Origin of the sequence: Streptococcus pseudopneumoniae, from assembly GCF_001072315.1 — a bacterium.
Taxonomy (GTDB): Bacteria; Bacillota; Bacilli; order Lactobacillales; family Streptococcaceae; genus Streptococcus; species Streptococcus pseudopneumoniae_R.
Genome location: NZ_JVLI01000028.1, coordinates 1 through 11,508, shown reverse-complemented (window position 1 = coordinate 11,508; position 11,508 = coordinate 1). Strand labels below are relative to the sequence as shown.

At 39.0% G+C, this 11,508-nt stretch carries 15 protein-coding genes and 1 pseudogene; 5 read left to right on the top strand and 11 right to left on the bottom strand.

Annotated elements, in window-relative coordinates; all coding sequences use genetic code 11:
- Positions 1–45: 45 nt before the first annotated feature.
- The 11 genes from ADH54_RS01365 to ADH54_RS01315 all read right to left on the bottom strand — a co-directional run bounded on the left by ADH54_RS01365 (position 46) and on the right by ADH54_RS01315 (position 5,557).
- Positions 46–438, bottom strand: coding sequence for a transcriptional regulator (locus tag ADH54_RS01365; RefSeq protein WP_049523639.1), 393 nt, complete (start codon positions 436–438; stop codon positions 46–48).
- A 111-nt stretch (positions 439–549) separates the two neighbouring features.
- Complete coding sequence (locus tag ADH54_RS01360; RefSeq protein WP_049523637.1) at positions 550–864, bottom strand: hypothetical protein; 315 nt, start codon at positions 862–864, stop codon at positions 550–552.
- 54 nt (positions 865–918) lie between these two features.
- Complete coding sequence (locus ADH54_RS01355; RefSeq protein ID WP_049523635.1) at positions 919–1,422, bottom strand: hypothetical protein; 504 nt, start codon at positions 1,420–1,422, stop codon at positions 919–921.
- 82 nt (positions 1,423–1,504) lie between these two features.
- Positions 1,505–1,963, bottom strand: coding sequence for a hypothetical protein (locus ADH54_RS01350; RefSeq protein WP_049523634.1), 459 nt, complete (start codon positions 1,961–1,963; stop codon positions 1,505–1,507).
- 24 nt (positions 1,964–1,987) lie between these two features.
- Positions 1,988–2,812 (bottom strand): ATP-binding protein, encoded by an 825-nt coding sequence (locus tag ADH54_RS01345; protein ID WP_049523633.1) that lies wholly within the window; start codon positions 2,810–2,812, stop codon positions 1,988–1,990.
- A 15-nt stretch (positions 2,813–2,827) separates the two neighbouring features.
- Entirely contained in the window at positions 2,828–3,616 is a 789-nt protein-coding gene (locus ADH54_RS01340; protein ID WP_049523631.1) for a DnaD domain protein, read from the bottom strand.
- A complete protein-coding gene (locus ADH54_RS01335) occupies positions 3,603–3,884 on the bottom strand; it encodes a hypothetical protein (protein ID WP_049523629.1) in 282 nt (93 codons plus the stop codon). The genes ADH54_RS01340 and ADH54_RS01335 overlap by 14 nt, the downstream gene beginning before the upstream one ends.
- Positions 3,877–4,218, bottom strand: a complete 342-nt coding sequence (locus ADH54_RS01330; RefSeq protein WP_000058833.1) for a hypothetical protein — start codon at positions 4,216–4,218, stop codon at positions 3,877–3,879. The genes ADH54_RS01335 and ADH54_RS01330 overlap by 8 nt, the downstream gene beginning before the upstream one ends.
- On the bottom strand, positions 4,215–4,430 hold the full coding sequence (locus ADH54_RS01325) for a hypothetical protein (RefSeq protein WP_049523626.1): 216 nt from the start codon (positions 4,428–4,430) through the stop codon (positions 4,215–4,217). The genes ADH54_RS01330 and ADH54_RS01325 overlap by 4 nt, the downstream gene beginning before the upstream one ends.
- Positions 4,431–4,528: 98 nt before the next feature.
- Positions 4,529–4,822 (bottom strand): hypothetical protein, encoded by a 294-nt coding sequence (locus tag ADH54_RS01320; RefSeq protein WP_025170800.1) that lies wholly within the window; start codon positions 4,820–4,822, stop codon positions 4,529–4,531.
- A 534-nt stretch (positions 4,823–5,356) separates the two neighbouring features.
- Positions 5,357–5,557 (bottom strand): helix-turn-helix transcriptional regulator, encoded by a 201-nt coding sequence (locus tag ADH54_RS01315; RefSeq protein WP_000040966.1) that lies wholly within the window; start codon positions 5,555–5,557, stop codon positions 5,357–5,359.
- A gap of 205 nt (positions 5,558–5,762) precedes the next feature.
- Between ADH54_RS01315 and ADH54_RS11735 the strand changes: the two are divergent.
- The 5 genes and pseudogenes from ADH54_RS11735 to ADH54_RS01290 form a co-directional block, all read left to right on the top strand.
- Positions 5,763–5,951, top strand: a pseudogene (locus tag ADH54_RS11735) (helix-turn-helix domain-containing protein); the annotation flags it as partial.
- Positions 5,952–6,993: 1,042 nt separating this feature from the next.
- A complete protein-coding gene (locus tag ADH54_RS01305) occupies positions 6,994–7,989 on the top strand; it encodes a virulence RhuM family protein (RefSeq protein ID WP_049523624.1) in 996 nt (331 codons plus the stop codon).
- A 184-nt stretch (positions 7,990–8,173) separates the two neighbouring features.
- Positions 8,174–9,340, top strand: a complete 1,167-nt coding sequence (locus ADH54_RS01300; RefSeq protein ID WP_049523622.1) for a tyrosine-type recombinase/integrase — start codon at positions 8,174–8,176, stop codon at positions 9,338–9,340.
- A gap of 160 nt (positions 9,341–9,500) precedes the next feature.
- Positions 9,501–10,445 carry a magnesium transporter CorA family protein gene (locus tag ADH54_RS01295; protein ID WP_000815623.1) on the top strand — a complete coding sequence of 315 codons (945 nt, stop codon included), beginning with the start codon at positions 9,501–9,503 and terminating at the stop codon, positions 10,443–10,445.
- A gap of 11 nt (positions 10,446–10,456) precedes the next feature.
- Positions 10,457–11,134 carry a DUF1129 domain-containing protein gene (locus tag ADH54_RS01290; RefSeq protein ID WP_000078019.1) on the top strand — a complete coding sequence of 226 codons (678 nt, stop codon included), beginning with the start codon at positions 10,457–10,459 and terminating at the stop codon, positions 11,132–11,134.
- Positions 11,135–11,508: the final 374 nt, after the last annotated feature.

Here is an 11,508-nt window from a genome sequence, read left to right as displayed (position 1 = left end):
CCAAGCGAAATAGGGGGCTAATATGAAGCCTCAGCCTACATTTGCCTACTTATATGCTTCTAGCTCTCTGTTCTGGTGGATTCTCGCAAAGTTTAAAACAGCTATCTGTTTGTATCGGTGATAACTAGTGGAGCTAGTACCTGCCATTTCTACGCATTCGCTCATTGTTTTCTTCCTCATGTAGCAATAATGGATAATGAAGTATTTTCTGGCTCGCTTGTTCTCTATGTTGTTGATGTCGTGGGCAAATATCTCCAACCCCTCACGGATTGCCTTTTCATGTTCACCACTCAAATTCCACCGATCAGGTAAGATAAGTTTCCAAGCCTCTTCGTCTATCCTAACTTGGTTTTCACTCCCTGCCATCCTCTGGAAACGTAGAAAGTAAGTCATCCGCTCTCTGACGTTCATCATCGTTTTAAACTTATCCAGCTCCATTAGTTCGCTCCTTTGTGATATAATAATATTATTGAGATTATAGCTGAGGCGGAGCGCCTTGGCTTTTTTTCGTTTTCTCGGCGTTCGCTCGGAGTTCAAGTATATGCCCCCTTACCATTCTTCTGATTCGCTAAACATACTCTCAGGTAAGCCACAAACCGAAATCAAATACTGACAAGCGTTATAATCTACCCAAAGCGCCCCATCTTCAGAATGGTGGAAATACTTGTCTGGTAGTGTTCCAAGGTATGCACCATTTTTATATATAGACACCCCACCTTTTCGGCTTGGTAACAGTCCAGTGTATCCTCTGCATAGTCCATGCTTCAAAGCGTTGCTATTGCCATATTTTGGCTTTCTGTTGCCCCTGTTGCCTTTTGCTACTTGGTTACCTGGTAAAAATCTCCCTCGGCTATCACGTTCCATATTTCCCCCTTATACGGTGTTCGTTTTGTAAATTGCACACTACTTCATATTGTCTCACAATCTAGAACCATTCAGCCAAAATCTATCCCCTTTTTTAGTATACTTCAAAAACTTCTTATAGTGCTTATGATACCTGTCACGCTTCATATACTTTGGTCTTTCAGGGAAACCATCAAACATATATCCACCACGTCTAGGACTCCACCCTGGTTCTACCTTTCTGGCTTCTTTTAGTGCAAGTTCCCAGTAGTATTGGCAATCCGTTTTACTACGGTTAAGAGTGCTCTTGTGGATATCTAGACAAGTACCGCAACTAAAATACAAATACCGTTTATAAAGCAACCTGCACCGTCTACCACAATCAGGGCAAAGAAAGAAATAGCGATAACCTCCCTTAGTTCCTGCTATTCTGTCTAATTCAAATGACTCTCCACCAAAATCAATCATTAAATTATCCAAATCAATCTCTAAACGTTGACCGTCCAACTCAGCTATACCCTTAGATATTCCTCTCAGCTTCATTGGTTTAGTGATTGTTTCTATTGCTAACCGCTTCATTATTTCCCCCTATATGGAAAAACCCAAAACTATTGGATTCAGTAGTAGTGAAACCACAAAAAGAGGCAATGCCCCTTTGCTACTATTCTTCACTGAGTAAGCCACTTACTACCACATCACGGACAAATTGAGCTTGTTTTTCTTTGGGTAGTTGCAAAGCTTCAAGTAAAGACTCTAGAGCTTGCTTGTCAGTTCCTGCAATCAACTTCTTAATGATATTCTGGAATTGTCCTTCCAAGTACTCGCAAAAATGTATCCGCTGTGCTTGTGTCGGCTGCACTGGTACTGGTGAGCTATCTGCAATCAGCAAGAAGCAGGCTTCCGCGATTTGGGCGAATAACTTTGCACGCGCTTCAGGGTGTCTGTATAACTCATAGGCATTTATGCTGGTGTCTTCCGTCCGAAACTTCTCACCTAGTTCAATCAGTTTAGGCGTATCTTCAAGACATACTGGTGTTGCATCCGCCATAAAATCGTCACGTTTGCGATTGAGTTCCTCCAGTTCCTGATCTGCCTGTTCAAAGTATGCTGGTTCTATCATGGAATTCCTCCTTTTTTTATTTGGTTAAAAATTACGCTTCATCCTCTTGTCTTTGATGTCTGTCATGTTGTATACATTCCCCTCTGACCGTTTGCCAATGCGACTGACTAGCTTATCATTATAGATTCTGACCAGCTCTTTTCCGTTGTGATTGGTGTTGATGATAGTTGTGTCTCGCTTATCAAAAATCTTGAAAAGAAAGGCCTGTACCCAATTATTAGCTTCATTTTTTTGGCTGTTCATAACGCTTTCTGTTCCTAAATCATCAATAAAGAGATAGTCAACCTCAGTCAGTAACTTCAAGGCATCATACTCTGTAAAATCACTCTGTCTATACTGCCAACCTGACTGAATGCGCGTGATAATCTCAGTAATACTGACAAAAAGCACACTCTTAGGCTCATTCCTAGACTTATAGCCCTCGTTAATCGCTTTGGCCATAGAATAGCATAAATGACTTTTGCCCGTACCTGGATTGCCCATAATTAGCGTGTTTCCTGTCATACCGTTTAGGTACTCCTTAGCTTGTTTGATAGCAAACTCCTTGGCCTCGTGTTCCTCTTTTGTCTCGGCTTTGAAAGTGCTAAAAGAGGCCTCTCTCAGCTCATTTGACACCGTACTTTCACGCGCTAGCACATCATAGGTTGAAGAGTCCAGATCATGGCCTAGGGCTTTTTCTATGCCCTCTAGCTCCGTCTGTTTGATGTTCTCCCTAGTACATTCCATACAGTAGGGTGATGTATAACCATCTGGCTTTTTGAATTGTACTAGGTTAATCTGATGGGTTGGGCAAAGCTCATCAGTGACCTTTATTTTTTCATTGAGCTGGTCTGTATTCAGTAATTCCATTGTTTCTCCTCTCCGTCAGTAAATAAACGGATCTTGAATATCATCGTCAGACTGACCTTGTTTCTTTTGCTGAAACAGTCTCTGTTCATCTTCGACTTGTACCATGGTTCTAATACCATTCTGTCTCCAGTTCTTGAGTATTGAATTGATATAGCTAAAAGATCGCTTGCCGTTATCTGCAGCCTTGTCTATGGCAATCTTGATAACCTCTAGCTCCATACTGTCAAGAGTGAGATAGTCAGTCAGTATTTGATATTGTTGCCCATCCATAACCCCTATACGCTTTTGGTAATAGTTAGAGATTTCAGCAGTAGGAGCAGAAGAAGTTTTTTTCTCTAACTCTTTATCTATCTCTTTCTCTATCTCTTTCTCTATCTCTATCTCTATTGGACACGAGTTGGAAATTGTCAAAGATGGTTGGACTTCTTCCAATTTTGCTTTTTTTCGTTGTTCACGTTTATAGTTTGCCCAGTTTGTTTCACTCTCAACCAAGGCTTTTGCCTGTGGTAGTTCTGCGTTTTTATCTTCATCAACTTGTATTAGACCACACTTAGTAAAGTATGCCATGGTCATATCTATATCATCTTCCGATACATCTAATTTTAGGGCTAACTCTTCCTTGAGATTGTCAAAGTATCCCTCATAGTATAAAATACAGTCACTTTCTAAGCTCTCTAGCATGAGCCTAATATAAATCACCGTCATAGTGTACCCACCAGGTACCGTTTTTAGTCTCTTGATAAAAATATTATCAAAAAATTTCTTATCAATTTTTAGCCAAAAATATATTTTAGTTTTTGCCATTTTCCACCCCCAAAAACTTCCAGATGTCAGATATTTTATAATAGATTTTTCTAGTATCTTCTAGTGGGGGCTGGTATCGCCTTAGCCCTGCTTTTTCCCATTTTTGGAGTGTCAGATATTTTATATCTAACTCATCCATGACTTCCTGGGCTGAGATTAACCCTGTCAGTCGTGGTTTGAGTCTATCACGCGCTTCAAGGTATCTTTCCACTACTTCCAGAATGCCATGCGCTAGGTCTTGCTCGCTTTCTCGGCTTAGGCTAAACATATCCGCCCACCTCCTTCAAGGTTTCTTTGTAGCTTTCTAGGTCGCTATTCATCAACACTGCTAGGCGCTTTTCTTCTTCTCGTATCTGATTGTAAAATGTTTTTGCACCGTCCAGTAGCTCCTCTTTGTTAGCTGGGATAAAATATCCTCTAAATGTTCCGTGTCGAACCCCAACAATAGGAACGCTATGGCGCGTGATTAGACGGCTGATAATATCTTGCACGGTTCTTTCTGCTAGCTTAGTGATCAGGCTGATTTCTGCCCCTGTTATGGAGTTTTCAGCCCCTACCTTGATTAGTCTTAATACTCGTTTGTCATTCTCTGATAGACTCATTCAATTCCTCCCCATACATTGACCCCTGCAAGCTGGATATATCGCCCATAATCAGGGTTTAAATCCTCGTTAGGTGTTTCTATCGTCTGTTGGTTTTCTCGCTCAAATTGGGCGCTTTTTTTGCGGTCTCGGTGGTTTAGATAGACCAGTAAGCCAATCAGTACCACGGAAAAGATAAGCGCCTGTGTGTTGGTTAAATCTAGTTCGTTCATGTTATACCATCGCCTTATAGTTCTTGATAAATTCCGCTTGTTTAGGTTGTTCCATATTCAGCAAGTCGTCTTCGGCTTGTGCCATTTCTTTAATATCTTTAGTCATGGTATGCCTCCAGCTCTTTAGCGTCATCATTGTTCAAAAGCAAAAAGGCTATTTCATTTAGACGATCGTATAGCTTTTCATTCTGGGCGTATGCTGTATCAGTGTATTTTTTAGCAAGCCATAAGAACGTGGTCGTATCTTTCTGTAGTGCAAACTCAAGCCCTTCAAGAGCTAGGTTATTCATTTCTAAAACATTCATGATGTCGGTTAATTCGTTCCCTAATTCTGCTAGTTTCTTGGCCGATAATAGAACTTGTTGGCTTGATGTTGCTTTTTTTGTTGTCATGTTTTTTACCTCTTTTTCTATCTTTTTATACTTGCCACGATGGCTTTTTAATGCTTTTTTCTTGTAATTCCTAGCCTCACGCTCAGAAGTTTGCCGTCGGAGAGCGTGGGGCTTTTTGAGTTGTTTCTTATACAGGATATCCTCACGCTCAGACTCGCCAAATTGAAAGCGTGAGAAAGTACCAGTTTTAAGAGTTGGCGCTCTCCGTATGGTCAAATTGCCCTAAATATGCTATAATCTAGGTATAAATCTTTACTAAAACCTCTTTGATAATAGCTTGCCTGCTTTTTGTTAAATTCGTTTTAGTGTTAGTGTGAAAGGCTTTGCGGTGTGGTTATTGCTAAGCCTTTTTTTGTTGCTCTCACGCGCTTCTTTGGCGTGTTTTTTTATTTCTGAATGCCATAGCCTTGATTTCTTAATAGCTCCTTTCTATTCTGGCCGGAAATTTCTTCCGAGTAGTTCAATCCCCAGTGGTAAAGCACCACTTAAGAAATCTGTAAATGTAGCGTAGTATTGCGATAGGTTTGCTCCTTTCTAACTATAAAATAGTTCATCTATGGTTATATCTGATTTGATTTCTGCAACCATTGACTTGATCGCTAGGCGTTCTTTGTCATTGAATGGCGTTTTACCTAATTCTTTGTTGTTGTATGACTGCAAAGAAATTTTTAGCTTATCCGCCATTTGTTGCTGAGTTAGTCCTAACATAACTCGATAGCCTCGTAGTTTACTCATAGCTTTCCCCCTTTCTAAAAAATCCCCCTCCATGAATAGATTGAAAGCGTGAAAGGTTGGAGGGTTTTGCACATTTTTTCTGTGCTTGAATTGTATGATACACAATATTTTTTCTATTGTCAACTATTTTTTTAATTTTTGCACAAAAAAAATGTACTTTTTCTAAGATATAGTATATAATCATCTGTGAAAGGTGTGATAAAACATGAATAGATTGAAAGAATTAAGACAAGAAAAAAAGCTATCTCAAAAAGAGTTAGCTGAAAATATTGGGGTTCATTATCGTACTCTTCAAAATTGGGAAAACGGAGAAAGCCAAATTAAACCAGAAAAAGCAAAACAATTAGCTGATTACTTTGGGGTAAGCGTTGGGTATCTGTTGGGGTATAGTGATGTTCGATTTGAACTAGAACAAATCGAAAAAGCTATAAAAAATAGATTAATAGATTCTGAATCAACAATTAACAAGAATGTTTTTGAAAACACCTTAAAAATTGTAGAACGTGCTAGATTTTTAGATCTTGACTTAGATACAATCACAAGTTTATATTTCTATAACTGCGAAATTTCAAAGGTAAAAACGCTAAATGATTTATTCGATTTTTTTGACTCAGAGGCGCATGATTATATGGAGTTACTGTCAATCGTTGAACCTTATCAAGCTGATAAGATTATCCAAGAAATTAGTAAATTTGGAAATTATAACGAACAGCTTTCTTTGTATTTGGATAAGGTAAGAGCTGAGGAAGATTTTTTTAATGTTACTGGTTATCCTGTTAGCATTGAACCAGAAGAAACCCCAAATAACGTAGTAAAAATAAAACGAATTGAAAACACTCTAAGCGATAAGGAACTGATGGCTTTACCTCCCGAAGAAAAGAAAGCATACTTAAAAAAAGTATTTAGCCAAATAAATGATGCTTTATCCTCTCTGACAGACAATATTGACGATGCTATCAAGACAGTTTCCCAAGATCAAGTAGATTTATTAATTAACAATTTAATACAAGCATTGGCCAAATTAAACGATATTAAGAATAAAGGCTAAACTCCCCCATATCTGCCAATAGCAACCATCTTTTCATGGTCTATTGTGCAAAAACAGGGGAAATTGAAGAATAGAAAGCCAATTTTACAGACTAAATCGAAAAAATAAGCGAAATTGACAAATAGAAAAAGACAAGCTAGCTACTGCCAACTTGTCTAATAGTACCTAACTGAAAATAAGCGAAAGGTTAGGTATTTACAACATCATTATACCACTCTTGCATTTAAAATGCGACCTATCGCATACCACGCGCCACAATGTTCAACAATCCTGGAGCGCGTGGATTCTCGGGCTTCGCTCAAGCTTCAACCCAATATAAGCCCCATATCTACTAATTTTGTTGATGTCAACAAATGTCAACCACTTACAATATTTTAGAAAGGATCTCATGAACGAATTACAATTCTTAATCTATACTGCTGACAACGATAGCGAGACAGCTAGTGTCATCATCAAAGGCGAAACGATTTGGACTAGTCAGAAAGAAATGGCTAGACTTTTTGACGTCGGTGTTCCTGCAATTAGTAAACACCTAAAAAATATCTTTGAAGAGGGCGAATTAGAAGAAGATTCAGTTATTTCCAAAATGGAAACAACTGCTACCGATGGGAAGAATTACTTAATTACTTACTACAACCTTGACGCCATCATTTCAGTTGGTTACCGTGTCAATTCCCAAAAAGCTACGAGATTTAGACAGTGGGCCACTTCGGTACTTCGTGAGTACATGATAAAAGGGTTCGCCATGGATGACAACCGTCTGAAACAAGGCGAAAACTTGCTGGAAAAAGACTATTTCCGTGAGCTCTTGGAGCGCGTGCGTTCTATCCGGGCTAGTGAGCGTCGCATATGGTTGCAGATTACAGATATTTTTGCAGAAATTTCTATTGACTATGATCCACAAAGTACGTTGACTAAGCAATTCTATGCTGATGTACAGAATAAGTTTCATTATGCAATCACTGGCCAAACTGCTGCGGAAATTATCTACACGAAAGCTGACCATACAAAAGACAACATGGGACTTACAACATGGAAAAACTCCCCTAATGGTCGCATACTGCAAGCAGATACCCAAATAGCAAAGAATTACCTTTCAGAAACAGAAATCCGTTCCCTTGAAAGAGGAATATCTAGCTATTTTGATTATCTGGAAAGACAGATAGAACAGCGAAAAGCTCAGACAATGCAACAACTAGCCCAAAGCATTGACCGCTTTTTGACTTTCCAAGAATACGATATTTTAGAAGGTCATGGGAAAATCACTTCCAAGGTTGCGAAAGATAAAGCAAAAGCAGAATACCAACTATTCAATAAAACTCAAAAGATAAACTCGGACTTTGAAAAAACTTTAAAACAGCTAACTGACGATAAAAAACTTTAAATACAGGCTTATTTACTATAAACAAGCTCATATTAACCCCATATCCGCCTTGTTTCCAACTCTGGTATTATTTACCGTCTGACTAATTAAAATCGAATACAGGGCAATCTGTGAAGCCCTAGCATGATATAAAACCTTTTTGATAATGGCTTGCCTGCTGATGTATTTTAGAAAGGTTTAAATCATGAAGATCACTGAAGTTATAAAAAAAGACGGTAGTAAAGTCTATCGTGCTAATGTATATCTAGGAGTTGACCAGGTTACAGGAAAGAAAGTCAAAACTAAGGTAACGGGGCGGACACAAAAGGAAGTAAAACAGAAAGCCAATCAAGAAAAAATTACTTTCCAGAAAGACGGTTGTACTAGACAAAAGGCTAGCACCATAAAAAACTATCAAGAATTAGCCAATCTCTGGTTAGAAAGTTATAAGAATACGGTTAAGCCAAACACTCAAGGCAATGTTAGAAAGTTAATTGATAATCATATATTGCCCATTTTCGGGGCTTACAAGCTCGATAAGCTCACTACTCCACTTATCCAGTCCATTATCAACAAACTTGCTGACAAGACCAATATAGGGGAAAAAGGGGCTTTTCTACACTATGACAAGATACATGCTTTAAACAAACGTATCTTACAGTATGGCGTAACCATGCAAGCTATACCGTCCAATCCTGCGCATGATGTTGTTTTACCTCGTAACACTCAGAAAGCAAAGCGCCAAAAGGTAAAACACTTTGAAAATCAAGAACTAAAAAAATTTCTTGGTTATCTCGATAATTTAGATACTCATAGATACCGTTATTACTATGAGACAACGCTCTATAAGTTCCTATTGGCTACTGGTTGCCGTATCAATGAGGCTCTAGCACTTAGCTGGTCTGATATTGACTTAGATAATGCCGTTGTGCATATTACCAAAACACTAAATCGGGATCTAGAAATCAATAGCCCAAAATCTAAGGCTAGTTATCGGGATATAGATATAGATCAAGCGACTGTTAGCATGCTAAAGCAGTACAAACTACGCCAAACTAAAGAGGCCTGGAAGATAGGGCAACGTGAAAGCGTGGTATTTTCTGATTTCATTCATGAGTATCCTAGCAGTTCAAGACTTAAAAGAAGATTGCAAACACATTTTAAGCGTGCTGATGTTCCTAACATTGGCTTTCACGGATTCCGTCATACTCACGCTAGTCTCTTGCTTAACTCTGGAATACCATACAAGGAACTCCAGTACCGCCTAGGTCATTCCACTTTATCAATGACCATGGATATATATAGCCACCTCTCAAAAGAGAACGCAAAAAAAGCAGTATCATTCTACGAAACTGCACTAAAAGCACTATAGGGGGAGCAAAAAGGGGAGCAAATTTAAAAATCAACATTTCAAGACAAAGTAAAAATCCAATAGCAACAGGTTTTTTGTTAGATTTATTTTGAAAAAGGCCGATTTTGTAGTATAATAGTACGGTGTGAAAAAATCTGAAAAATGAGAAAGGATAAGGGATATGAAACAAGTTTTTCTCTCTACAACAACTGAATTTAAAGAGATCGATACGCTTGAACCGGGTACTTGGATCAATCTCGTCAATCCAACTCAAAATGAATCACTCGAAATCGCTAACGCCTTCGATATCGATATTGCCGACCTTCGAGCACCGCTCGATGCGGAAGAAATGTCTCGTATTACGATTGAAGACGAGTATACCCTGATTATCGTTGACGTTCCAGTCACAGAGGAAAGAAATAACCGCACCTACTACGTCACCATCCCGCTTGGTATTATCATCACAGAGGAAACCATTATCACTACTTGTTTGGAACCATTACCGGTCCTCGATGTCTTTATCAACCGTCGATTGCGTAATTTCTACACCTTCATGCGTTCGCGTTTCATCTTTCAGATTCTCTATCGCAATGCAGAGCTTTACCTAACAGCCCTTCGTTCGATTGATCGTAAGAGTGAACAAATCGAAAGTCAACTGCATCAATCAACTCGTAATGAAGAATTGATTGAGCTCATGGAATTGGAAAAAACCATCGTCTATTTCAAGGCCTCCCTCAAAACAAATGAGCGCGTGATTAAGAAATTGACCAGCTCAACCAGCAATATCAAGAAATACCTTGAGGACGAAGACCTGCTTGAAGATACCCTGATTGAAACCCAACAGGCCATCGAGATGGCAGACATTTATGGAAACGTCTTGCATTCTATGACAGAGACCTTTGCCTCTATCATTTCCAACAACCAGAACAACATCATGAAAACCTTGGCCCTTGTGACCATCGTTATGTCCATCCCAACCATGGTCTTCTCTGCCTACGGGATGAACTTTAAGGATAATGAAATCCCCCTAAACGGAGAGCCAAATGCCTTCTGGTTAATCGTCTTTATCGCCTTTGCTATGAGTGTCTCGCTCACTCTCTATCTCATCCATAAAAAATGGTTCTAAGAGGAGTTCCTATGTCTCAGATTGATTTACAAAAATTAACAAAGAAAAACCAAGAATTTGTCCACATCGCTACCCAACAATTCATCAAAGATGGGAAAACAGACGCTGAAATCAAGACTATTTTTGAGGAAGTTATTCCCCAAATCCTTGAGGAGCAAGCCAAAGGTACGACTGCTCGCTCCCTCTATGGCGCACCAACTCACTGGGCTCATAGCTTCACTGTCAAAGAGCAGTACGAAAAAGAGCATCCAAAAGAAAATGATGATCCAAAACTGATGATTATGGATTCAGCCCTTTTCATCACTAGCCTCTTTGCCCTCGTCAGCGCCCTCACAACCTTCTTCTCAGCAGATCAAGCTATCGGTTACGGTTTGATTACCCTCCTATTAGTTGGACTTGTTGGTGGATTTGCCTTCTACTTGATGTACTACTTTGTTTACCAATACTACGGGCCTGATATGGACCGCAGTCAACGTCCACCTTTCTGGAAATCTGTACTGGTTATCCTAGTTTCTATGTTCCTTTGGTTGCTTGTCTTCTTTGCAACAAGCTTCCTACCAGCTAGCCTTAACCCAGTACTTGCTCCATTGCCACTAGCTATTATCGGAGCAACCCTCCTAGCCCTTCGCTTCTATCTCAAGAAACGCTTGAATATCCGCAGCGCAAGTGCAGGACCAACACGCTATTAAGAAGAATAGAAACGTATCTTGGTTCAACATCACAAGAACCGAGATTTTTTTACCCTTTACCATTCATTTAATCTTTAAAAATCAAGTAAAAATCAACTCTATCTATTTTTAATATTTATCCTCTTTAGAATAAGAAAAACAGACATTTTATTCTATTTCATACATACAATAACCATAAGTAAACATATTCCTTGCTTATTTACAATCATTTTGATACTCTATAATTGGAGGGAAATATGACAAAACAAAAAATTAATCGAATCGTAGGTTCCATTGGTGCCTTTATTGGAATTATAGTATTTATTGCCTATATACCTCAAATTATCGCTAATTTACAGGGAAATAAAGCTCAACCATTTCAACCTTTATCAGCT